Origin of the sequence: Streptomyces sp. NPDC001351 (genome assembly GCF_042896045.1) — a bacterium.
Lineage (GTDB): Bacteria > Actinomycetota > Actinomycetes > Streptomycetales > Streptomycetaceae > Streptomyces.
Genome location: NZ_JBIAWS010000003.1, coordinates 227,693 through 249,271 on the forward strand (window position 1 = coordinate 227,693; position 21,579 = coordinate 249,271).

21 protein-coding genes are annotated in these 21,579 nt (G+C 71.6%); 10 read left to right on the forward strand and 11 right to left on the reverse strand.

The genetic code is table 11. The features are described from left to right. Positions 1-3: 3 nt before the first annotated feature. The gene (gene lysX / locus ACFY1U_RS11385; protein WP_390693874.1) at positions 4-3,282 is read right to left on the reverse strand and encodes a bifunctional lysylphosphatidylglycerol synthetase/lysine--tRNA ligase LysX; all 3,279 of its coding nucleotides are present in this window, start codon (positions 3,280-3,282) and stop codon (positions 4-6) included. A gap of 90 nt (positions 3,283-3,372) precedes the next feature. Between lysX and ACFY1U_RS11390 the strand changes: the two genes are divergently transcribed. Then, positions 3,373-3,834 (forward strand): universal stress protein, encoded by a 462-nt coding sequence (locus ACFY1U_RS11390; protein WP_390693875.1) that lies wholly within the window; start codon positions 3,373-3,375, stop codon positions 3,832-3,834. A 46-nt stretch (positions 3,835-3,880) separates the two neighbouring features. Here ACFY1U_RS11390 and ACFY1U_RS11395 read toward each other — a convergent pair whose 3' ends face one another. Further along, positions 3,881-4,906, reverse strand: a complete 1,026-nt coding sequence (locus ACFY1U_RS11395; protein ID WP_390693876.1) for a GlxA family transcriptional regulator — start codon at positions 4,904-4,906, stop codon at positions 3,881-3,883. A gap of 155 nt (positions 4,907-5,061) precedes the next feature. Here ACFY1U_RS11395 and ACFY1U_RS11400 point away from each other — a divergent pair, with 155 nt between their 5' ends. Beyond that, positions 5,062-5,640 carry a cysteine hydrolase family protein gene (locus ACFY1U_RS11400; protein ID WP_390693877.1) on the forward strand — a complete coding sequence of 193 codons (579 nt, stop codon included), beginning with the start codon at positions 5,062-5,064 and terminating at the stop codon, positions 5,638-5,640. A 16-nt stretch (positions 5,641-5,656) separates the two neighbouring features. Here the strand turns inward: ACFY1U_RS11400 and ACFY1U_RS11405 are convergent, their stop codons facing one another. The 3 genes from ACFY1U_RS11405 to ACFY1U_RS11415 all read right to left on the reverse strand — a co-directional run bounded on the left by ACFY1U_RS11405 (position 5,657) and on the right by ACFY1U_RS11415 (position 7,869). Continuing rightward, positions 5,657-6,367: a helix-turn-helix transcriptional regulator gene (locus ACFY1U_RS11405; protein WP_390693878.1), complete on the reverse strand. Its 711-nt coding sequence runs from the start codon at positions 6,365-6,367 to the stop codon at positions 5,657-5,659. A gap of 10 nt (positions 6,368-6,377) precedes the next feature. Beyond that, positions 6,378-7,316 carry an alpha/beta hydrolase gene (locus ACFY1U_RS11410; protein WP_390693879.1) on the reverse strand — a complete coding sequence of 313 codons (939 nt, stop codon included), beginning with the start codon at positions 7,314-7,316 and terminating at the stop codon, positions 6,378-6,380. 154 nt (positions 7,317-7,470) lie between these two features. Next, positions 7,471-7,869 carry a VOC family protein gene (locus tag ACFY1U_RS11415; RefSeq protein ID WP_390693880.1) on the reverse strand — a complete coding sequence of 133 codons (399 nt, stop codon included), beginning with the start codon at positions 7,867-7,869 and terminating at the stop codon, positions 7,471-7,473. A 102-nt stretch (positions 7,870-7,971) separates the two neighbouring features. Between ACFY1U_RS11415 and ACFY1U_RS11420 the strand changes: the two genes are divergently transcribed. Together ACFY1U_RS11420 and ACFY1U_RS11425 are read left to right on the forward strand one after the other, a co-directional pair. Then, positions 7,972-8,961, forward strand: coding sequence for a helix-turn-helix transcriptional regulator (locus tag ACFY1U_RS11420; protein ID WP_390693881.1), 990 nt, complete (start codon positions 7,972-7,974; stop codon positions 8,959-8,961). Between the two features lie 88 nt (positions 8,962-9,049). Continuing rightward, positions 9,050-9,931 carry a hypothetical protein gene (locus ACFY1U_RS11425; protein WP_390693882.1) on the forward strand — a complete coding sequence of 294 codons (882 nt, stop codon included), beginning with the start codon at positions 9,050-9,052 and terminating at the stop codon, positions 9,929-9,931. On the opposite strand, the gene ACFY1U_RS11430 is transcribed toward ACFY1U_RS11425, so the two are convergent. Continuing rightward, entirely contained in the window at positions 9,928-10,743 is an 816-nt protein-coding gene (locus ACFY1U_RS11430; protein WP_390693883.1) for an alpha/beta fold hydrolase, read from the reverse strand. The two genes, ACFY1U_RS11425 and ACFY1U_RS11430, sit on opposite strands and share 4 nt — an antisense overlap. A 57-nt stretch (positions 10,744-10,800) precedes the next feature. Here ACFY1U_RS11430 and ACFY1U_RS11435 point away from each other — a divergent pair, with 57 nt between their 5' ends. Next, on the forward strand, positions 10,801-11,274 hold the full coding sequence (locus tag ACFY1U_RS11435) for a MarR family winged helix-turn-helix transcriptional regulator (protein WP_390693884.1): 474 nt from the start codon (positions 10,801-10,803) through the stop codon (positions 11,272-11,274). 1 nt (position 11,275) lies between these two features. Here ACFY1U_RS11435 and ACFY1U_RS11440 read toward each other — a convergent pair whose 3' ends face one another. Beyond that, positions 11,276-12,436, reverse strand: coding sequence for a CapA family protein (locus tag ACFY1U_RS11440; protein WP_390693885.1), 1,161 nt, complete (start codon positions 12,434-12,436; stop codon positions 11,276-11,278). A gap of 254 nt (positions 12,437-12,690) precedes the next feature. On the opposite strand from ACFY1U_RS11440, the gene ACFY1U_RS11445 reads away from it, so the two are divergent. From ACFY1U_RS11445 to ACFY1U_RS11460, 4 genes are all read left to right on the forward strand, one after another. Beyond that, entirely contained in the window at positions 12,691-13,236 is a 546-nt protein-coding gene (locus ACFY1U_RS11445) for a sigma-70 family RNA polymerase sigma factor (protein WP_123969136.1), read from the forward strand. Positions 13,237-13,393: 157 nt separating this feature from the next. After that, entirely contained in the window at positions 13,394-13,909 is a 516-nt protein-coding gene (locus ACFY1U_RS11450) for a hypothetical protein (RefSeq protein ID WP_390693886.1), read from the forward strand. 152 nt (positions 13,910-14,061) lie between these two features. Beyond that, entirely contained in the window at positions 14,062-14,718 is a 657-nt protein-coding gene (locus ACFY1U_RS11455; RefSeq protein WP_390693887.1) for a zf-HC2 domain-containing protein, read from the forward strand. A 69-nt stretch (positions 14,719-14,787) separates the two neighbouring features. After that, a complete protein-coding gene (locus ACFY1U_RS11460; protein WP_390693888.1) occupies positions 14,788-16,083 on the forward strand; it encodes a protein kinase in 1,296 nt (431 codons plus the stop codon). A 9-nt stretch (positions 16,084-16,092) separates the two neighbouring features. Here ACFY1U_RS11460 and ACFY1U_RS11465 read toward each other — a convergent pair whose 3' ends face one another. From ACFY1U_RS11465 to ACFY1U_RS11475, 3 genes are all read right to left on the reverse strand, one after another. Continuing rightward, the gene (locus ACFY1U_RS11465) at positions 16,093-16,956 is read right to left on the reverse strand and encodes an Fpg/Nei family DNA glycosylase (protein WP_390693889.1); all 864 of its coding nucleotides are present in this window, start codon (positions 16,954-16,956) and stop codon (positions 16,093-16,095) included. Positions 16,957-17,012: 56 nt separating this feature from the next. Then, positions 17,013-19,115, reverse strand: a complete 2,103-nt coding sequence (locus ACFY1U_RS11470; protein WP_390693890.1) for a SpoIIE family protein phosphatase — start codon at positions 19,113-19,115, stop codon at positions 17,013-17,015. An 81-nt stretch (positions 19,116-19,196) separates the two neighbouring features. Next, positions 19,197-19,445, reverse strand: coding sequence for a hypothetical protein (locus ACFY1U_RS11475; protein WP_390693891.1), 249 nt, complete (start codon positions 19,443-19,445; stop codon positions 19,197-19,199). 134 nt (positions 19,446-19,579) lie between these two features. On the opposite strand from ACFY1U_RS11475, the gene ACFY1U_RS11480 reads away from it, so the two are divergent. After that, the gene (locus ACFY1U_RS11480) at positions 19,580-21,004 is read left to right on the forward strand and encodes a lipase maturation factor family protein (RefSeq protein ID WP_390693892.1); all 1,425 of its coding nucleotides are present in this window, start codon (positions 19,580-19,582) and stop codon (positions 21,002-21,004) included. Positions 21,005-21,020: 16 nt separating this feature from the next. On the opposite strand, the gene ACFY1U_RS11485 is transcribed toward ACFY1U_RS11480, so the two are convergent. Beyond that, positions 21,021-21,266: a hypothetical protein gene (locus ACFY1U_RS11485; RefSeq protein WP_390693893.1), complete on the reverse strand. Its 246-nt coding sequence runs from the start codon at positions 21,264-21,266 to the stop codon at positions 21,021-21,023. Between the last annotated feature and the right edge of the window lie 313 nt (positions 21,267-21,579).

Sequence of the window (21,579 nt, forward strand, 5' to 3'; positions counted from 1 at the left end):
CGGTCAGCGGCGGCGCACCAGCGGGAACGGCAGCGTCTCACGGATCGTCAGGCCGGTGAGGAACATGACCAGCCGGTCGACGCCGATGCCGAGGCCCCCGGTGGGCGGCATGGCGTATTCGAGGGCGTCCAGGAAGTCCTCGTCCAGTTCCATCGCCTCGGGGTCTCCTCCGGCGGCCAGCAATGACTGGGCGGTCAGACGGCGGCGCTGTTCGACCGGGTCGGTCAACTCGGAGTAGGCGGTGCCCAGTTCGGTGCCGAAGGCGACGAGGTCCCAGCGCTCGGCCAGCCGCGGGTCGCGGCGATGCTGGCGGGTCAGCGGGGAGACGTCGGTCGGGAAGTCCTTGTAGAAGGTGGGCAGCCGGGTCTTCTCCTCCACCAGGCGTTCGTACATTTCGAGTACGACCTCGCCGCGGCCGTCGTCCGGCGTGTACGGCACGCCGGCGCGGTCGCACAGCCGGTGCAGCACCGGCAGCTCCGTGTCCGCGTCGACCTCCTCCCCCAGCGCCTCCGAGAGCGCACCGTGCACCGTCTTGACCGGCCAGGCGCCCGAGATGTCGTACTCCTGGCCGTCCTTGCGGGCGATCGGCGCGCCGAAGGCGGCACGGGCCGCGCCCTGGATCAGTTCGCGGGTGAGGTCGAGCATCACGTCGTAGTCCGCGAAGGCCTGGTAGGCCTCCAGCATCGTGAACTCGGGGTTGTGCTTGTAGGAGACGCCCTCGTTGCGGAAGGTGCGGCCCATCTCGAAGACCTTCTCCAGGCCCCCGACGCACAGCCGCTTGAGGTACAGCTCGGGCGCGATGCGCAGGTAGAGGTCGAGGTCGTAGGCGTTGATGTGGGTGGTGAAGGGACGGGCGTTGGCGCCGCCGTGGATCTGCTGCAGCATCGGGGTCTCGACCTCCAGGTAGCCGCGCTCCAACAGGCCCTGGCGCAGGGCCTGTACGGCGGTGGAGCGGGCGCGGATCACCTGGCGGGCGTCGGGGCTCGAGACCAGGTCGAGGTAGCGCATGCGGACCTTGGCCTCGGGGTCGGCCAGGCCGCGGCGCTTGTCGGGCAGCGGGCGCAGGCACTTGCCGATCAGCTGCCAGGAGGTGACGAAGACGGTCGGTTCACCCTTGTCGCTCACGCCGGCCCGGCCGGTGGCGGTGATGTGGTCGCCGATGTCGGAGTCGGCGGTGAAGCGGTCCAGGGCGGGCCCGGAGTCCTCGCGGGTGAGGGCGAGTTGGCGGTCGCCCGACCAGTCGCGCAGGGTGACGAAGACGATGCCGCCGAAGTCGCGCACCAGCATGACGCGGCCGGCGACGGTGACCTGCTCGCCCTCGCGGACGTCCCCGAGGGCGTGGGTGCGCTGCGGGATGCCGACCGGGTAGGGGTCGACGCCGTCGGCCCGCAGCCGGTCGAGGGTGCGGTACCGGATACAGACCTGTTCGGGCAGGCCGGCATGAGGCTCGCCGGGCCCGGCCTCGCCCCCTCCGTCGAGGCCGAGCGCCGACAGCGACGGCAGGCCCTCGGTGGTCGCGGGCCTGGACGCGCCCTTCGGGTGCCCCTTTCCCCAGAGTTTGCGCAAGGACGGTACCGAAACGAAACCTTCGGCGATGCCGGAGGCCAGCCCGATACGGGCGAGGGAGCCTGCGTCGCCGTAGCAGATGAAACGCGGATACCACTCCGGCTGGTACTTGGCGTTGGAGCGGTACAGCGCCTCCAGCTGCCACCACCTGGAGAAGAAGAGCAGCAGTCGGCGCCACAGGCGCAGCACCGGTCCGGCGCCGATGCGGGCCCCCTCCTCGAAGGCCGAGCGGAACACCGCGAAGTTCAGCGAGATTCTGTGGATCCCCAGCTTGGGTGCCGCCTCGCACAGTTCGGCGACCATGAACTCCATGACGCCGTTGGGGGCGCTGCGGTCACGGCGCATCAGGTCGAGGGAGACGCCGTCGCGGCCCCAGGGCACGAAGGAGAGCAGCGCGAGGAGACGGCCGTCCTCGCTGAGGGCCTCCACGAGGAGGCAGTCGCCGTCGGCCGGGTCGCCGAGGCGGTCCAGGGCCATGGAGAAGCCGCGCTCGGTCTCGGTGTCACGCCAGGCGTCCGCCTTGTCGATCACCTCCTCCATCTCCTCGTCGGTGAGGCCGGCGTGGCGGCGGATGCGGCAGCGGGCGCCGGTGCGGCGCACCCGGTGCACGGCCTGCCGGGTGACCCGCATGTCGCGGCCGTCGAGGTCGAAGTCGGACACGTGCAGGATCGCCTCGTCGCCGAGCTGGAGCGCGCCGAGGCCCGCGCGGGCGAAGGCCTTGGCCCCGTCCTCGGAGGCACCCATCACGGCGGGCGCCCAGGCGTGCCGGCGGGCCACGTCCAGCCAGGCGGCGATGGCGTGCGGCCAGGCCTCCCGGTCGCCGACGGGGTCGCCGCTGGCGAGGCAGACACCGGCCTCGACACGGTAGGTGACGGCGGCCTTGCCGCTGGGCGAGAAGACGACGGCCTTGTCGCGGCGGGTGGCGAAGTAGCCGAGGGAGTCCTGCTCGCCGTAGGCCTTCAGCAGGGCGCGGATACGGGGTTCCTCGTCGCCGTGCAGGGCGCCTTCCAGGCGTTGCGAACGGAACAGGGTGGCGGCGGCGTTGAGCAGGGCGAGCGCGCCGAACAGGCCCAGCAGGAAGTGCAGGGCGGGGGGCGGGCGGCCGTCGAAGGAACTGCCGGAGACCAGGCCGCCGCAGACCCGGTTGGCGGCCCACAGCAGGTGCTGGCTCTCGGGCAGGGTGCCGGGGAAGAGGGCGACCAGGCCCCAGCCCACGAGGATGGCGACGGCGATCCCGGCCAGCAGCACCACCAGGGCCCGGCGTACGGCGGCACGGCGGGAGGCGGCGTAGAACTCCTTGCGGGCAACGATCAGCACGGTCAGTGCGAGACCGCAGAGGACGAGGGACGGGACGGACTCGACATACAGGCCGAGCGCCACGCCGAGGATGTCGTCCAGGGCCAGCAGGCCGAGGTAGACGACCACCAGCCACCAGGCGATCTTCTTGCGGGCGGCGGTCGCGGCGGCGAGCAGGAAGAGGAAGACGGCGTAGGCGAGATTGGCGCTGACCGGGATGATGAGCACGTCGAGGAAGCGGACCACCGGGCGCAGCAGGATGCGCAGCGGAGGGATGAGGGCCAGCAGGCCGCACAGCAGGCCGAGGGCGCCGAAGAAGGCCGCGAAGGCCCCGGGCACCTTGCTCGTCCGACCGCTGCCCGGCGGCCGTATCGGGCCCGGGGTGTCCTTGGCCGGGGAGGCCTCCGCTGTGGCACTCATGGTTCCGACTGTAGGAAGGGCTCGGCCGCCTCGCCCGTCGAGGGGCCCCGCACGGCGGCGGGACCTGCGGTTTCCGATAGCCTCACAGCCGTGACGGAACAGCACTCGCACCAGTTCGAGCGGGGCACGGACGGGCCCAAGGTCATCGTGGTCGGGGTGGACGGCTCGGACAGCTCGATGCGCGCCGCGGCATATGCCGCCGGCCTGGCCAGGCGCCAGCATGCGCTGCTCGCCGTGGTCTATGTACAGCCGGTGATGGCCGCGGGCGCGGCGATGGGCGCGCCGGTCGCCGAGACGACGGACGAGATCGCCGAGGACCTCAAGACCTATATCCGGGACGCCACCGAGCGGCTCAAGGGGATATTCGACGTCCGCTGGGAGTTCCACACCTTCCGCGGCGACCCCTACAGTGGCCTGGTCAAGGCGGCGGACGAGCTGAAGGCGGACGCGGTCGTAGTGGGCGCCTCCGAGCAGGCCGGGCACCGGATCGTCGGTTCGGTGGCCGTGCGGCTGGTGAAGGCGGGGCGGTGGCCGGTGACGGTCGTTCCGTAGCCGACGGGCGGCGGGACCGGGTCTCGTCGGACCCAGGCACCCGTGCTCACAGGGTTTCTGACGTCCTGCGTACCGGGCCGGCGCGGAATCTGGCACGGTACTCGCTCGGCGTCATGGCGAGGCGGCGGCGGAAGGCCCGGATGAGCGTGTCGACGGTGCCGAACCCGCAGGCGGAGGCGACGCGTTCCAGGGTGTCGTCGGTGGTCTCCAGCAGGTTGCGGGCCTTCTCGACCCGGGCCGACTCGATGTAGGCGTGCGGTGTCGTGCCGAGTTCACTCTTGAAGATCCGGGTGAGCTGGCGGTCGCTGACATGCGCGTACGCGGCCAGGTCCGGGACGGTGAGGCGCCGGTCGAGGTGGGTCAGGATGTGATGCCGGAGCTCCTCGACGCGCCGCGTCGTGGAGACCTGCTCCAACGGCACGCTGAACTGGGACTGTCCGCCGGGCCGCTTCAGATACATCACGAGTTCGCGGGCGACGCGCAGCGCGACCGGCTCGCCGAAGTCCTCCGCGACCAGCGCGAGGGACAGGTCCAGGCAGGCGCTGATCCCCGCGCCGGTCCAGACCTCGCCCTCCTCGCGGATGAAGATCGGGTCCGGGTCGACCCGCACCGCCGGATGGTCGGCGGCGAGCCGCTGCGCGGTCGACCAGTGGGTCGTGGCGCGCTTGCCGTCGAGGAGACCCGCGGCGGCGAGGATGTGCGCGCCGACGCACACCGAGGCCACGCGCCGGGTGCGATGGGCCAGCGCCTTCACCCGGGCCACCGTGCCGGGCTCGACGACGGGCTGGATCATAGGCTCTCCGTCGACCTCGACGGACTCCACGGAGCCGGGCACCAGCAGGGTGTCGATCGACCGTGCGCCGACGTCGTGGAAGGTGGCGTCGGGCAGGATCCGCACGCCGGCCGCCGTGGTCACCGGTTCCAGGGTCTCGGCGGCCAGGACGACCTCGTAGCCGGCTCCGTCCGTGGTCTCGTGCCGGACGAGGGAGAACACCTCCGGCGGGCCGGTGACATCGAGAAGGTCGACGCCTTCGAACAGAACGATCACGATCAGTCGATTCACGGTCCCCACCCTGCACCCCCGCTTTCACACCCGGCCGCGGGTGTCGTTTTCTGCAAGGAGTGCGTCATTGCCGACACGCCCGTACACGCCATAGCGTCGCACGTGTGTTCAACAGGTCGTTGAACAACCCGCCCGAGCCCCCGGCAAGACCCTGGAGAAGACCTGTGGCAAGCAAGACGCTGCGCGAACTCGACAACGCCGACCAGACCCCCGCCGCCCTCGCGTCCTCGACGCTCATCCTCGTCGACTACCAGAACACCTACACCCGTGGGGCGATGGAGCTCGACGGCTGGAAGCCCGCCCTGGACGCCGCGTCGGACCTGCTCGCCCGCGCCCGCAGGGCCGGAGCCGGCATCATCCACGTCCAGCACGACGACGGCGAGGGTTCGCTCTACGACATCCGCACGGAGATCGGCGGCATCCACCCAGGTGTGGCGCCGGTCGAAGGGGAGCCCGTGGTCGTCAAGCACGCCCCCGACGCCTTCCACGGCACCGACCTCGGCAGGCTCGTGGACGAGGCCGGGAACGAGACCGTGATCGTCGCCGGGTTCATGACCCACATGTGCGTCGCGTACACGACGGCGTCCGCTGCCCTGCGCGGCAACAAGCCCACCGTCCCGGCCGACACCTGCGCCACCCGGTCGATCGTGGACGTGTCCGCGGACGAGCTGCACCGCAGCGCGCTGGCGGCCATCGCCGACGCGTACGGCGTGGTCGTCGCCTCCGGAAAGGAGCTGGTCTGACAGATCGTCTTCCTGGCTAGGTCAGCGGGGCCAGCGCGGCAGGCGGCACCGCGTCGGCGGCTGCCGAGCCGTGCAGCAGGTCCGCCAGGTCATGGGGGCCTGCCTGCTCGCCGGTGGTGGCCGCTGCCGCGATCCGGTCCAGCCGGAAGCCCCGGCCGGCCCGCCGGGTGCGGCACCAGGCGATGAGGTACCAGCGGCCTTCGGCGGTGAGCAGTCCGGCCGGTTCCACCTCGCGCTCGCTCTCGCGTCCGGCCGCGTCGACGTAGGACAGGCGCAGCACCTCGGCGTCGGTGAGGGCCTGTTCCACTGCTGCGCGGACCCCGGGGTCGGTCCGCGCCGGCAGCGCGACGATCCGTGCGGAGAGTTCCCGGGCCGCCGCCGAGCCGGGACCGGTCATCGAGGCAACGATCTTCTGGTACGCCGTGCGGGCCGCCCCGGCGTAGGGGGCGCAGGCGTCGGCCGCGGCGAGCGCGGCGGCCAACGCCGCTGCCTCGTCGGCGGTGAAGTGCATCGGGGGCAGCGTCGTCGCCGGGTCGATCGTCCAGCCTCCGCCGCGCCCGGGTGTGGTGCGCACCGGAACGCCGGACTCCATCAGCGCCTGCAGGTCACGCTGGACGGTGCGGGTGCTGACCTCGAACCGCGTGGCGAGCACGGCGACCGTCAGCGGTCGCGGTGCCGCCGCGCGCAACTCTTCCACCAGCGCATAGAGCCGGGCAGTGCGGTTCATGGGGCCGACGCTACCGTCCCGCCGTGGTCAGGAACTCCCGCTCACGCCGCTGTTCCCGCTCGGTGACGGTCAGGGGGAACAGGGTGAATCCGTGCATCGCACCGGCGACGACGCCGAGTTGAACGGGCGCACCCGCCGCCTGCCACCGCTGGGCCAGAAACAGCGAGTCGTCCAGCAGTGGATCCTCGGTGCCCACGACGATCCGGGCGGGCGGCAGACCGGTCAGGTCGGCGAAGAGCGGCGAGATGTCCGGGTCGCGGCGCTGCTCCGCCCCCATGCCCGGGGTGAACAGCTCATAACTGCCGGACAGGGATTCGGTGTTGCTCAGCAGCGGCTTCGAGCCGAACGACCGCTGGCTCGGTGTCATCGACAGGTCGTACGGTCCGAAGAGCAGCTGGGCCGCCCGGAACGCGCCGGTGATGTGGTGCCGGTCGCGCAGGCGCAGCAGGGTGACGACGCTCAGGTGGGCGCCGGCCGATTCGCCGCCGATCAGCAGCCGTCCGGTGCCGAACTCGGCTGCGGCGTGCTCCACCAACCACCGGGCGGCCGCTTCGCAGTCGTCGGGTCCGGCGGGGAACGGGTGCTCCGGCGCCAGCCGGTACTCCACGCTCACCACCGCCAGCCGCGCCTGCACGGCAAGCCGCCACAGCCTCTCGTCCTGCCCGCCGGCGGAGCCGAACGCCCAGCCGCCCCCGTGCAGGTGCAGATATACGCCGTCGACCTGGTCCGGCACGAACACCCGCACCCCGACCCCGCCCGCAACGACCCGGTCCCGGCCCTGCGGCAGTCGCACCGGCGGGGTGTTGCCGCCCAGCCGGTTGCGCCGCAGCAGCGCCAGCACGGTTGCGTCGGGCGCCTGCCCGCGGGCCGGACGGCTTGCGGCAGCAGCCTCGAACTGCTCGTTGAAGGCCAGGGTCTCGGCGAGGCAGTCCTCGTCTGTGATGGTCATGACGCCGACCCTCGCAGCCGTCCGCGACAACGCCCTGTCATCCTTTCCGGGTGAGCTGCGTCACGCCGCGAGATGTGGCGGCCCGGGGCCTTGGTTGCACGAAAGCCATCGAAGGTGAGCTGTACGGCGAGCGCGGGCCGGGCCGTGCATGGCGTCAGCGTGCGAATTTTTCGACGGCCTGCGGGGTGACGGGGGTGAAGAAGTTGACGAGGTTGCCGTCCGGGTCGCGGAACAGCAGCGACCGGTTGCCCCAGGGCATCGTGGTGGGCTCGTTGACGAAGTCGGTGACGAAGCCGGTCAGGTTCCGGTGGACGCGGTCCACGTCGTCGACGAGGAACTCGGTGATCACGCTGTGGTTGTCCGCCGGGCGGGCGGAGCCCGGGGCGAACAGCGGGACGGTGCGGGTGCCGGCGATCGCGAGGGTGGCGCCCGCGGTCCTGAGTTCGGCGAAGTCCTCGGTGGCCCACGTCGCCCGCGCCCCGGTGACTCGCTCGTAGAAGTCGACGAGGCGTGCCACGTCGCCGGTGATGATGCGGATCGAGACGAAGTCCATGGGAATCTCCTTGGCCGTGCTGGAAGCGAAGCGGGCGTGCATGTCGCAGGCTAGGAGAAATAGGGGACAGAATCGGTCCTGTATTCGCGTTAGGCTGCGGACATGCCTCGACCCACCGGCCGCGTGCTGACACTCCTGGAGCTGCTGCAGTCGGGCGGCACCCGGACCGTGGCCGAGCTCGCCGACCGTCTCGGCGTCGAAGGGCGCACCGTGCGGCGGTATGTGGACCAGCTGATCGACCTGGATGTGCCCGTGGAGTCGGTGCGCGGCCGCTACGGCGGGTACCGGCTGGCTCCCGGGTACCGCTTGCCTCCGCTCATGCTCAGCGACGACGAGGCACTGGCCGTGCTGCTCGGCCTGGTCGCCGGCCGCCGGGCGGGCCTGACGACGGCGGAGCGCACGGCGAACGAGACGGCATCGGCGAAGATCCGGCGGGTGCTGCCCCAGCACATCGCCCGCAGGCTCGACGCCCTTCTGGAAGCTCTCGCCTTCACGGACCGGCCCGGCGAGTTGGACCACCCGGACGCCGGGCTCCTGCTCACGGTCGCCGATGCGGTGCGCCACCGCCGGCCGGTCTCGATCCGCTACACCGACCGCGACGGACGGCGCAGCGAACGCACTCTGCACGCGTACGGGATCGTCGCGCATGCGGGCCGGTGGTACGTCACGGGCAAGGACGCCCGGATCGGCGAGGACCGGACCTTCCGGCTCGATCGCATCGCGGACGCAAGGACCCTGCCCGGCTCGTTCGAAGCGCCCGTGGGCCCCGGTCCGGCACAGCGTCTGTTGTCAGGATTCGCCGCGGCCGAGTACCGGCATGAGGTGACCTTGCGGATCCAGGGGACCGTTGAGCAGATCCGCGCGCACCTCCCCGCGGGCGTCGCGAGCGTGGAGGAACATGAGCCCGCGGCCGGCCAGGACCCGGCAGCCGAGGGCTGGCTGCGTGTCGAACTGCGGGCGGAGCGGCTCGACTGGTTGCCTCCGGTACTCGCCGCACTCGACCGGCCGTTCGTCATCGAGCGTCCCGCTGAACTGCGCGACCGCGTCATCGCGCTCGCCGATCGCCTCATGTCCTGCGCCGGCCGGGCCTGACAGCGAGGAACCCATGTCGTGAGAGACACGGCTAGAGTTCTGCGTCGGCCCGGACAACACGGCTGCGACACGGGGGAATTGAGCGCTGATGGGATCAGCTGGAAGACGTGACGGGCGCGGGGCGGTCGTGGGCGCCGTGCTCTGTGTGGTGGCCGTGCTGCTGCTCGGCGGGTGCGGGACGCAGGTGGCCGGCCCGCGGGCGTCGCCGTCGGCGACCGGTCCGATCCCGTGGACAGTTTTCGAGCCCTCGGAGGTCACCGGGGCCCGCCTGGCCGACGGCGGCCGTACTGTGCTGTTCGACGCGCAGGTGCCCAGCGGTGCGCGCCCGTGTGTGCGGGACTTCAAGGCGGTGCTCACCGACCCCGTGCAGAAGGACCTCGTGCGGGTGCAGCTCACCTTCTCCTCGCCGTCGGGGGACCGGAGGTCCGGCTGCGACAAGGAGCGGTCGGCCACGGCGCGGGTCAGGCTGCCCGTCGCCCTGGGCAGCCGGGAAGTGGTCGTCGACGACTATGTGCAGTTCACCGCCGGCGGCGCGAAGGCGCCGGCGTTGCGGCTGTGCGGGAAGCTGGGCTGCACCCCGCCGGCGACGGGCTGTACGGACGCCTCCTACGACCAGGCGCTGATGGCGGTCGACGCACCCGAACACACCTACCGGGACTCGCAGGAGTGCGACGGCAAGTGGCTGGTGATGGACTTCTCCTGGCGGACCGGACCGGCCTGCGGCGACGACTCGGCGCCCGGCTGCTCGTCCCGGCTCGGTGACCGCTGGTTCTTCAGGGCCGAGAAGTCCGCCTGGGTGCCGATCGTCGAGGGGGCGGCGGGAGGCTGCCGGGTCGTGCAGCGCAGGGCGCCGGCGTTTCCGGCCTCGCTGTGCAGTGGCCTGGCTCCGCTTTCTGCCTCGTTGCACCCGAGTTATCCGCCGGTGTCCGCCTCTCCGAGCCCGTCCCCCTCGTCGAGCGGCCGCTCCTAGAGGGCGCGGAGGAACTCCAGCAGGATGTCGTTGAAGACCTCCGGCTTCTCCATGTTCAGGTAGTGGGCGGTGTCTTCGACGGTCTGGGCACGCCCGTCGGGGACGGTACGCGCGAGGCGTTCGGCCGCCTCCAGCAGCTCGGGGGGCTCCAGGGTGCCGTTGACGGTGAGCACCGGGACGTCGATCTTCGGCAGGCGGGACCAGGAGTCGGTCACGCGCACGTGCCAGTCCTTCTCGCCGGGCGTGTGCTTGGAGATGGTGTGGAAGGCCATCTCCCGCAGGCGGCGCGCGATGCCCGGGTCCACGTCCTCGGCACGGCGGTACGGGCCGGGCACGACACGCACGAACGCATCGAGCCAGCCCTCGACGTCGCCGGCGCCCAGGGTGCGGGCGTACTCGGCCTGGATCTGACGGGTCCAGTCGTCCGTGTACTGGAAGTCGCCGGTCGCCGCGCCGCAGGTGACCACCGCGCGCACGAGCTCGGGGTGCTCCAGCACGGTGTCGGTGGCGATCACGCCGCCCATGGACAGGCCGACTAGGACGGCGGGGCCCGCGTCGAGGTGGCGGAGCAGGGCGGCGAGGTCGTCGGCCCAGCGGAAGGGCTCGGTGGCGTTGGCGGAGGATCCGTGGCCGCGAACGTCCGGGGCGATCACACGGTACCCGGCGGCCAGGGCCGGTATCTGGTCGTCCCAGACGCAGTGGTCGACGTATCCGGAGTGGAGGAGCACGACGAGATCACCGGAGCCGGTGTCGAGATAGGCGAGGTCACCGTCGGAAGACGGGAAGAGGCGAACGTCCGAAGCACCATTCATGACAACCAAGGTGTCATCTTCGGAGGGATTTGACAACCGGGATGTCATGATGGCCGGGTGAACGACATCGACAAGCCCCTCACCCCCGACGAGCTGGGCCACCGCCTGACCGAGGTGTTCGACCTGGTCGGCCCGCTGTACCGGCGCGCCGTGCGCAAGGTCGAGCAGGGCGAGGCGGTCGAGGGGGTCTCCGTCGGCATCCGCGCCGTCCTCGACCTGCTGCGGCAGCACGACCCCATGACGGTGCCTCAGATGGGCCGGGTCCTGGCGCTGAGCCGGCAGTTCGTGCAGCGCATGGTCAACGACGCGGCGGCCCAGGGGTGGGTCGAGGCCGTCCCCAACCCCGCGCACCAACGCTCGTCCCTGATCCGGATCACGGAGGAGGGCCGGGCGACCATCGCCGCCATCCTGGGCCGTGAGCACCATCTCAACCGGCAGGTCGGCGGCGATCTGACGGATGCCGAACTGCGGGCGACCGTGCGGGTGTTGAGGGAGATGCTGAAGACCTTGGACCACGTGGACGTGGACTGACCTACTGCCCCATCGTCAGCCCGTCCTTCGCCGCACCCCTGCTCAGCACCACGGTGCGGATCGCGTCGCGCACGGCCTTCACCTCGGCGCCCTGGGCGATGGCCTGGTTGAGGTTCACCGCGCGCCCCGCGTCGACGTCGAACATCAGCGGGACGAACTCCGCCTTGGCGACCTCCCAGCGGCCGCCCGCCCGGGCCGGACGGGTGAAGGTGAAGCGACCCAGGGTGGACTCGTTGCCGCGCGGGTCCTGGGCGCCCGACCTGTTGGACATCTCTCCGGCGATCTGGTCGCCCAGGCCGTAGACGACCCAGGTGCCGTTGACCTTCTCGTACGCCTGCGGGACATGGGCGCGGGTGCCGAGGACGAGGTCGACGTCGGGGCGGCCGCCGGTGCGGGAGGCCGTCAGCTGCCGGGCCAGGGCGAGCTGCTGCTGGTCGGGCGCGTCCTGCCATTCGGTGCCCCAGTACACGGAGACGACGACCACGTCCGCGCCGGCCCGCCGGGCCGCCCGCGCGTCCTCGATGATCCTGTTCCCGTTCAGGAGACTGACGGCCCATGGCGCGCCCTGGGGCAGCGGGATGCCGTTGGTGTCGAAGGTGTAGGCGAGGTGGGCGACCCTCGCGGGTCCCGCGCGCAGGATGGTGACGGTGCGCGCCTCGGCCTCGGTGCGGGCCGAACCGGCATGCCGTACGCCCGCGCCGTCCAGGGCGTCGAGGGTACGGCGGACGCCGTCGGCGCCGTCGTCGAGGCTGTGGTCGGAGGCGGTGGAGCAGCCGTCGTAACCGGTGGCGGCCAGCCCCCGGGCGATCTCGGGCGGGGACGTGAACAGGGAGCGGCCCGAGTAGTGGCCGTTCGCGCCGTAGACGGTGTCCATGTGACACAGCGCCAGATCGGCGCGGGAGACGACGGGTTTGATGCCGGAGAACATCGGCCGGAAGTCGTAACCGGCGCCGCCGCCGTCGAAGCGGGCGCGGTCGATGATCGAGCTGTGCGGGATGATGTCGCCGGAGGCGACCAGCGTGAAGGTACGGGCGGCGGACGCCGCCGGGGCCCCCGGGTCTCCGGTACGGGTGGCCGCCTGCCGATGCTGGGCCTGGCAGGCCGCGCCCGCGGTCAGAACGGCCATCAGGGCCAGGGCAACCTTTCGTCTCCGTGCAATCATCAGCTCACCCCAACTGTTGTCACATTTACGTATAAATAGGTACGAACCTGAGTGCGCGGCCAAACAACCGCGCCACCCCGATTAACCCGTCCGGTGCCCGCGAACGGGCGCGCCGGGCCGCTCGCGGGGTGCGCCGGACCGTTCGCGGGCGCATGGAACCGTTCGTCGTACCGTTCGTCGACGCGATCGACCGTCCGTCGCAGATCCCGGCACGGGCCCTGTCCCGGGGCGGCACCCTGCGGTGCCATACGGCCATGACGGCCGGAACCACCCTCACGAACGCGACGACCGCCGAGCACGAGCTCGCCGCGCTGCAGCGCGAGCACGGCCGCCCCCTCTTCGCGCTGCTGCTCCGCCTGTGCGACGGCGACCGGCAGCGCGCCGAGGACCTGGTGCAGGAGACCCTGGTGCGCGCCTGGCAGCATCCCGAGGCACTGCGCGCCGACGACTTCGACTCCGTACGGCCCTGGCTGATGACCGTGGGACGGCGGCTCGCCATCGACGCGCGGCGGGCCCGCCAGGCACGGCCGCCCGAGGTCGGGGACGCGGTCCTGGAGAACGCGCGGGTGATCGGCGACCACGCCGAGCGGGCCGCAGCCGCACTCGATGTCCGCGAGGCTGTGAAGACACTCACTCCGGAGCACCGTGAAGTCCTGGTGCTCGTGTATTTCCAGGGGGCGAGTGTTGCGGAAGCCGCCGAAACCCTCGGAATTCCTCCCGGTACGGTGAAGTCCCGCGCGTACTACGCGCTGCGCGCCCTGCGCCGGGTGCTTCCCGGATATGCGGCCGACCTGCGGTGAAACCGACGGCTGAGTCAAACCTCCGTAAAGCGCCTTGCTGAGGACCCCGGTTGAGCAATCAGCTGTCCTCATCCGTGTTCCGGACTGGGGGCTCGGGGCCCCGCGACCGGGGCCCGGAGTCGGGCGACGCGCACGCACCGGAGGAAGGCAGGAAGGGATGCTGCACAGAGGTCAAGAGAGCACGGACGGCACCGGCGGCGGTGAGCTGGTCGTCCCGATGGCCTGGCTGTACGCCGAGTACATCGCCGACGAGCTGCTGCGGACGGGCGATCTGATGCCGCCGACGTCCTTCGAGTTCCGCGCCGGGCGCGACGCCCTGGCGCTGACCGTCTTTCTCTCGGACACGGACGGCGAACTCCCGGGGATCCGGGTGGTCTCCCAGCTGGAGACCTGGCTGTCGCTGACGGCGTACGACCAGCCGTGGCAGGACTGGGTGCGCGAGCGGATGGCGAAGCTGGCCGCCCAGGCGGCCGAATCCGGCGGCCCCGCCCCCGACGTGGAACTGGCCCGGGCGGCCTGGCGCTGGCTGGAGGAGACCGAGCTGCTCGCACCCGATCTGAACGCGGTGCCGGGCGGCGCGGCGGTGGTCGGCGAGGACGAGGGTCCGAAGGTGTGGACGAAGGCGTGGCAACTGGGCCTGCCCCTGGGCCACCTCGCCATCCACCTTTTTTAGACTCGTTTTGATTCGGACCAATCCGCGGGCCGGACGGCTCCGAATCCCAGGGTTTGCGATTCTCCGTATGCCCTGAGTGATTCGACTGTCTGGTGCGTACCTGTGGGAGCAAGGAGTAACCCCACCCGCACCCAACGGCACGAGGATTCGGCATGAGGTCCCAGGAGAGGCATCGCGACGTCGCCGCGTACGCGCTCGGCGTGCTGGACGAGGCGGACGCCTTCCGCTTCGAGGACCACCTCATGGAGTGCGCGCGCTGCGCCGCTCACGTGACCGAATTCGGGCCCATCACCCGGCAGATGATGCTGTACCGCCGGGCGACGCCACGGTTCGTGAGCCCCATGACCAAGCCCGGCCCGCAGTTGCTCGACCGGCTGCTCGGCGCGGTGGCGGCCCGGCACCGGGCCGGCCGGCGGCGCTTCCTGTACGCCGTGGCCGCGTCCCTGGCGATCGGGGTGGCCGGGCCGGGAATCGCGATGACGATGGCCGGCGGCGGCACCACCGACACGGTGCGGATCGCGGCGACCGACGCGAAGTCGGGCGTATGGGCCCAGGTGACCACCCAGGACGAGTATTCGGGCAGCCAGATCAAACTCGAGGTGAAGGACGGCGCGGGCCCGCGCCCCTGTCGTCTGGTCGCCATCGGCCGCGACGGCTCCGAGCAGATCCTGACCAGCTGGACCGTTCCCAGCCACGACGCCCGCCCGATCACGATGCAGGGCAGCTCCTCCATGCACACCGGCGAGATCGCCCGCTACGAGCTCCGCACCGCGGACGGGGAGCATCTCGTCACACTCCAGTCCCACTAGCGCCACCGCGGCAGTGCCTCACCGCCCGGTGTGACACCCCCGTCCGACGCTGCGCTGTAGGCAGTGGTGATGTCGGAATCCGGGATGGGTGTGCACGTGCTGCTGGCGGACCGCTATCAGCTGGAGGAACTGCTGGGCAGCGGCGCGATGGGCGAGGTGTGGCGCGCGGCCGACCGGGTCCTGGACCGTCCGGTGGCGATCAAGCTGCTGAAGGCGGAGGACACCGCCGACATCGAGCGGTTCCGCATGGAGGCGCAGACCACGGCCCGTCTCAACCATCCGCATGTGGTGGGCGTGTACGACTTCGGCTCCGATCACGGCCGGCTCCATCTGGTGATGGAACTCGTGGAGGGCCGGACCCTGGCCCGGGAGAGGTCCCGGCGCGGCAGCCTGACAGCACGGGAAGCCACCGCCATCGCCGCGCAGGTGGCGCAGGGGCTGTCCGCCGCGCACCGCCAGGGAGTGATCCACCGGGACATCAAGCCCGCCAACGTCATGCTGACCGCCGACCGCACCGTGAAGATCACGGATTTCGGCATCGCCCGCTTCACCGACGAGAGCGCCGGCACCGCGACCGCCCCCGGCAAGATCCTCGGCACCGCCGACTACCTTGCTCCCGAGCGGGCCCTGGGGCGGTCCGCTCAGCCCGCCTCCGACGTCTACTCGCTCGGCTGCGTGCTGTACGAACTGCTCACCGGCCGCCCGCCGTTCGGCGGCGCGACCTCGCTCGCCGTGGTGCAGCAGCACGTCGGCACCGCCCCGCCGCCGCCCCACCGGTTGAGCGCCGGCATACCCCGGCCGCTGTCCGACTACGTGCTGCGCCTGCTGGCCAAGGACCCCGCGCAGCGGCCGAGCGCGGAGGAGGCGGCCGAGTGGCTGGGCGCGCGGGAATGGGAAGTGGACGCGGCCGCATCGGCGGAACCTACGCAGCCGCTGGACCCGGTGGAGCCGGACAGTAAAGCGCTCAGCCCCACACCGCCGGCCGTCACGTCTCCACGAGCGCTCCAGACCGGCGCCCCCGCACCGCATTCCCGTCCCCACAACCGCCGAAGGCAGGCCTCCAAGGCCCTGCTGGGTGGCGTGGCCGTCGCCCTGTTCGCCGCGGCGACGGCCCTGGGGGCCGCGCTGAACTCCGACGGCGACCGCCCTGCCTCGACCGTCTCGCCGAGGCCGGCAGCGACTCGTGCACCTTCCTCGCACCCGACGGCCGTAGCCTCATCGCCCGCGGGCGGGACCGCCGGGGCCCGCACCGCGCCGCCGTCCGCCAAGCCGACTCCGCCGAAGGACCACAAAGGCCCGCAGCACGGCGGGAAGGACAAGCACGGCAAGGACAGGACGAAGGGCCGCAAGGGACCGGCCGGCTGACCCGCGCGGCTACTTCAGCAGCCGCGACATCCTCCGGTCCGCGAGCGGTTTGCCGCCCGTCTGGCAGGTCGGGCAGTACTGGAGCGAGGAGTCGCTGAAGGAGACCTCGCGGATGATGTCGCCGCACACCGGGCAGGGCTCTCCGGTGCGGCCGTGGACGCGCAGACCGCTCTTCTTCTCCGCCTTCAGACGGCCGGCCGCCACGCCCCGCGAGCGCTCGACCGCCTCGGTGAGGGTGGTCCGCAGGGCCTTGTAGAGCCGGGCGGTGTCCTCGGGGGTGAGGGTCGCGGCCAGTTTGAAGGGGGACATCTTCGCCGCGTGCAGGATCTCGTCGCTGTAGGCGTTGCCCACGCCGGCGATCAGGCTCTGGTCGCGCAGGGCGCCCTTGAGCTGGCGGCGCTCGGATCCGAGGAGAGCCGCGAGACGGCTTTCGTCGAAGTCGTCGGCGAGCGGGTCGGGGCCCAGGCGTGCGACGCCCGGGATCTCCTGGGGGTCGTGGACGACGTAGACGGCGAGGCGTTTCTGGGTGCCCGCCTCGGTGAGGTCGAAGCCCTCGCCGGTCTCCAGGGCCACCCGCAGCGCGAGAGGGCCCTTGCCGGGGCGGGGCGGGCCGTCCGGGAGCCGGTCCTTCCAGTGCAGCCAGCCCGCGCGGGCCAGGTGGGTGACGAAGTGCGGGCCGCCGTCCGTCTCCAGGTCGAGGAACTTGCCACGCCGGTGCACGGCGGTGACCTCACGGCCCTCGACGGCGGTGAGGGGCGGGTCGTACGTCTTGAGGACGCTGATCGCGACGGGCAGCACCCGCACGATCTCGCGACCGACCAGGTGCTCGGTGAGGAAGTCCTTGAGCGCTTCGACCTCGGGGAGTTCCGGCATACGTCCAGAGTGCCACCCGGCACCGACAGTGGCGGGCGGGAGCTGCCGCGGTGGGTTCAGTCGCCTTCGGTCCAGTCGCCTTCGGGGACCAGGAACTCGCACCACACGCACTTGCCGCCGCCGCGCGCCTCCACCCCCCACACGTCGGTGAGCAGGTCGACCAGGAGCAGGCCCCGCCCGGACACCCCCGACTCCCCCGCATCACGGCGGCGCGGCAGGGCGCTGGAGGAGTCCTCGACCTCGACGCGCAGCCGCCGCTCGCTGCCGCCGAGGACCCGCAGGGTGACGATCGCGGATCCCTCGGTGTGCATCAGCGCGTTGGTGATCATTTCGTCGGCGACCAGCTCGATCTCGTCGGCGCGCTCCTTGGCGCCCCACGCGCGCACCGTGGCCCTGATCATGTGCCGGGCCTCGGTGAGGGCCTCGGGGTCGCCGGGGGCCACGTGCTGCTGGAGCCGGCCGCCGGACCGCTGGGCCTCCAGGCCGCGGCGGCGCAGCAGGAGCAGGGCCACGTCGTCGTCGCCGTCGCGTTCCTCGGCCACGGAGATGAGACAGTCCGCGAGATCCCGTACGTCGTCCGGGCCGCTGGTGATGAGGGCGGTGAGGGTGCGCATGCCGTCGTCGAGGTCGGCGCCGGGCTGTTCGACCAGGCCGTCGGTGCACAGCAGGAGGGTGTTTCCGGGGTCGAGTTCGAGGGTGCCGACCGGGTACTCGAGGCGACCGAACTCGGCGGACAGACCGAGCGGCAGTCCACCCGGCAGGGAGACACGGCGGCAGCTGCCGTCGGCGTCCCGGATCAGCGGGTCGATGTGGCCGGCCCGGACCACCTGGACCACTCCGGTGGCCAGGTCGGCCTCCGCGTACAGGCAGGTCGCGAAGCGATCGGTATCGAGTTCGTGGAGGAAGACGGAGGCACGGGCCATCACGGTGGCGGGCGTGTGTCCCTCGGCGGCGTAGGCGCGCAGCACGATGCGCAGCTGGCCCATGACGGCGGCCGCGTGCGTGTCATGGCCCTGGACGTCGCCGATGACGGCGCCGACCCGGCCGCCGGGCAGCGGGATCAGGTCGTACCAGTCGCCGCCGATGTCCCGGCCCAGGGAGCCCGCGGTGGAACCGGAGCGGTAGCGGACGGCGACGTCGGCGCCTCGGACGCTGGGGATGGTCCGCGGCAGCATCGCCTGCTGAAGACCGGTGGCGAGGTCCTTCTCCTGCTCGTAGAACATGGCGCGCTGCATGCTCTGCGCGATGCTGCTGCCGAGGGCGAGCAGGACGTTGCGCTCCTCGGGCGAGAAGCCGCGCCGGTCGCTGTAGAGCAGGCCCATGGCGCCGATCGGCCGGGCCTGGACGATCAGCGGGAGGTAGGCGGCCGCCGTGATGTCCAGGCCGGTGAGGTGCGGCCACAGCACGGGGTAGCGCTCGGCGAACTCCTGCGGCGACTCGATGAAGCGGGGCGTGAGGGTCCGTACGACCTCGCTCATCGGGTACGGCTCGTCGATGCGGGTGAGGTCGGTGCCGGGGACGAAGCTGCCTGCGGGGCCCTCCGCCACCAGCCGGATACGGCCGGCCTCCACCAGGCCCACGACCAGGCTGGTGGCACCGAGGTGGGTGAGACCATGGGTGTCCTTGAGGACGTCGATGACGTCCTGGACGGTGCGGGCGTGCGCGAGGGCGGCCGTGGTGAGCTGGACGACGTTGGTCTGCTCGCGCCGCGCCGCGTCCTCGGCGGCGTGCTCGCGGCGGTCCCGGCTCTCGCTCAGCTCCTGGGTCGCGTCCCGGACGATGCCGATGATCCGGCGCGGACGGCCCGTCTCGTCGCGCCGTATGTAGCCCTGGGTGTGGGTCCAGCGCAGGGTGCCGTCGCGGCAGCGGATGCGGAAGTAGGTGCCGTAGTTCTCGCTGCCGTCCTTCAGGGCCTGGGCGACCAGGCCGTCGATCCGGTATGCCTCCGCCCTGGGGACCCGGACGCCGAGCGTCTCGGGGTGGTCGTCGTATTCGTCGGGGCGCAGGTCGAAGACCTCGTGGGCCTGGGCGTCCATGTGGAACAGACCGGTGTCCAGGTCCCAGTCGAAGCTGCCCATGCGGTTGAGCGCCAGGATCGGATCCGGGTGGGCGGGCCAGTCGTCCGGGAGAGACAGGGCGCTCACGCCCCGATCAACCATGGGCCCACCTTGCCAGGGTTCACGCGATTCTTCGACCGGGATGCGCCGAGGAATTCCCGGCTCTGCGGTCACCATCGGTGCTCAGCCGTCGAAAATGCCCGTGGGGCTGTCGAAGATGCTGCGGCTGGTGGTGTCGCCGGGGCTGGGTCCGCGGCCGTCGGGGAGGCCGGGGGTGCCCGGCACGGACTCGGGGCTCATCCGGCCGGTGGCGCCGGGCGTGGCGGCCGGAAGGACCTCTTGGCTCGAGTCCGCGTCCTGGCCGCCGCAGCCGCCGACCAGGAGCACCGCGAGCGCGCAGGCCATGGCGAAGGTTCTGGTGACTGTCCGCACCGCTTCCTCCCGCCTCGCTCAAGACAATTCGTCACTATTGTCTGCGTCACTCACTCGGGTTACGCAAGCGGAAGATGGACACACGGAGAGTGACGTGGGGTTCGGCGCGACAATGGAGTGAGGAGGGCACGGCCGTGGAGTGGTTCATCGCACCCGAGTACTGGTGGAGCCGGCTGGTCTTCCAGCGGGCTCTGGCCGGGCTGTACCTCGTGGCGTTCCTGGCGGCGGCCCTGCAGTTCCGTGCGCTGATCGGCGAGCGGGGCATGCTGCCGGTCCCCCGCTTCGTCGCCCGGGTGCGCTTCCGGCAGGCCCCCAGCCTGTTCCAACTCCACTACTCGGACCGCTTCTTCGCGGCCTGCGCCTGGACGGGCTGCGCGGTCTCGGCGGCGCTGATCGCGGGACTGGACTCCCGGCTCCCGCTCTGGGCAGGCATGTTGCTGTGGCTGGTCCCCTGGGCGCTGTACCTCTCGATCGTCAACGTCGGCCAGACCTGGTACGCCTTCGGCTGGGAGTCGCTGCTGCTGGAGGTGGGCTTCCTGGCGGTCTTCCTCGGCAACGACGAGGTGGCACCGCCGGTCGTGGTCCTCTTCCTGCTGCGCTGGATCCTGTTCCGGGTGGAGTTCGGCGCGGGCCTGATCAAGATGCGCGGCGACGCGTGCTGGCGGAAGCTGACCTGTCTGTACTACCACCATGAGACCCAGCCGATGCCGGGCCCCCTGAGCTGGTTCTTCCACCACCTCCCCCGGCCCCTGCACCGCGTCGAGGTGGCCGCCAACCACATCACCCAACTCGTCGTCCCCGTGCTGCTGTTCACCCCTCAGCCGGTCGCCACGGCGGCCGCCTCGCTGATGATCGTCACCCAGCTGTGGCTGGTCCTGTCGGGCAACTTCGCCTGGCTGAACTGGATCACCATCGTCCTCGCCGTCTCCGCCCTGAAGCTCCCGGCCGGTCCGCCGTCCGCCGCGCCCGGCGCCCCGCTCTGGTACGAGGTCGTGGTCCTCGCGGTCGCCGCGCTGCTCCTCGGGCTCAGCTACCACCCGGTCACGAACATGATCTCCCGCCGTCAGATCATGAACCGCTCCTTCGACCCCCTCCACCTGGTCAACACCTACGGCGCGTTCGGCAGCGTCAGCCGGATCCGCTACGAGGTGGTCGTCGAGGGCACGGACGATGCCGTGCCGCACGAGCACTCGGACTGGCGGGAGTACGAGTTCAAGGGCAAGCCTGGCGATCCACGGCACTGGCCGCGCCAGTTCGCGCCCTACCATCTGCGTCTGGACTGGCTGATGTGGTTCGCCGCGCTCTCGCCCTCGTACGCCGGCGCCTGGTTCGGCGCCCTGGTGGAACGGCTCCTGGAGAACGACCGCGACACACTCCGCCTGCTGCGGCGTTCCCCGTTCCCGCCCGACGCCCCGCCCCGCTACGTCCGGGCCCGCCTCTTCCGCTACGAGTACACGAGCTGGCGGCAGCTTCGGGAGACGGGGGCCTGCTGGGAGCGGACGTATGTGCGGGAGTATCTGCCGCCCACCCGGCTGGCGGGGGTCGCTCAGCGGAGCTGACCTGCGGCGCCACGCGCTACGCGCCGGGTCCGTCCGGCTCCTCGGCGGGCGTGGACACGGGCTCGGGCGCGGAGCGGGTCTCGCCGGGGCCGATGGGCTCCGGCAGGTGGCGAAGGACCATGCTCGCCGGCCCGAGGGTCGGCCCCGTCACGGTGATGCGGTCACTGCCCGCCGGGACCGTGACGTGCCCCCCGGAGCTGAAGACCGCGGAGCCACGGACCTGCAGCGCGGTCGATCCGGGGTTCGGCGCGGTGGCGTACACGCCGATGCCGCCAGCGTTCGCCGACGTGGCGCCGATACCGCCCTCGCCGAGCGCGTCACCCTCGACCCCGATGCCGTACTGGGTGAGGTCACGGCCGATGACGCCGCTCGTCCCGCCGCCCCAGACGCCGGTACCGCCACCCGTGTCCTGGCCCTAGACCGCGGCCCCGCTGCGGAGACGCCGTGCACACCGGCTCCGTTCGCGCGGGTCGCCCCGTACACCCCGTCGCCGTTGTAGCTGTACGCCCGCACGGCGCACCCCTGGTAGGACACGCTGTACAGACCGTCCCCGTTTCCCCGGTGCCGGGGAAGGA

Coding starts and splice junctions, on each gene's coding strand:
- ACFY1U_RS11445 (WP_123969136.1), top strand. CDS start 12,691: ATGACGGCCGGAACCACCCTCACGAACGCGACGACCGCCGAGCACGAG.
- ACFY1U_RS11455 (WP_390693887.1), top strand. CDS start 14,062: ATGAGGTCCCAGGAGAGGCATCGCGACGTCGCCGCGTACGCGCTCGGC.
- ACFY1U_RS11460 (WP_390693888.1), top strand. CDS start 14,788: ATGTCGGAATCCGGGATGGGTGTGCACGTGCTGCTGGCGGACCGCTAT.
- ACFY1U_RS11430 (WP_390693883.1), bottom strand. CDS start 10,743: ATGAATGGTGCTTCGGACGTTCGCCTCTTCCCGTCTTCCGACGGTGAC.
- ACFY1U_RS11405 (WP_390693878.1), bottom strand. CDS start 6,367: ATGAACCGCACTGCCCGGCTCTATGCGCTGGTGGAAGAGTTGCGCGCG.
- ACFY1U_RS11470 (WP_390693890.1), bottom strand. CDS start 19,115: ATGGTTGATCGGGGCGTGAGCGCCCTGTCTCTCCCGGACGACTGGCCC.
- ACFY1U_RS11440 (WP_390693885.1), bottom strand. CDS start 12,436: ATGATTGCACGGAGACGAAAGGTTGCCCTGGCCCTGATGGCCGTTCTG.
- ACFY1U_RS11450 (WP_390693886.1), top strand. CDS start 13,394: ATGCTGCACAGAGGTCAAGAGAGCACGGACGGCACCGGCGGCGGTGAG.
- ACFY1U_RS11465 (WP_390693889.1), bottom strand. CDS start 16,956: ATGCCGGAACTCCCCGAGGTCGAAGCGCTCAAGGACTTCCTCACCGAG.
- ACFY1U_RS11420 (WP_390693881.1), top strand. CDS start 7,972: ATGCCTCGACCCACCGGCCGCGTGCTGACACTCCTGGAGCTGCTGCAG.
- ACFY1U_RS11410 (WP_390693879.1), bottom strand. CDS start 7,316: ATGACCATCACAGACGAGGACTGCCTCGCCGAGACCCTGGCCTTCAAC.
- lysX (WP_390693874.1), bottom strand. CDS start 3,282: ATGAGTGCCACAGCGGAGGCCTCCCCGGCCAAGGACACCCCGGGCCCG.
- ACFY1U_RS11425 (WP_390693882.1), top strand. CDS start 9,050: ATGGGATCAGCTGGAAGACGTGACGGGCGCGGGGCGGTCGTGGGCGCC.
- ACFY1U_RS11415 (WP_390693880.1), bottom strand. CDS start 7,869: ATGGACTTCGTCTCGATCCGCATCATCACCGGCGACGTGGCACGCCTC.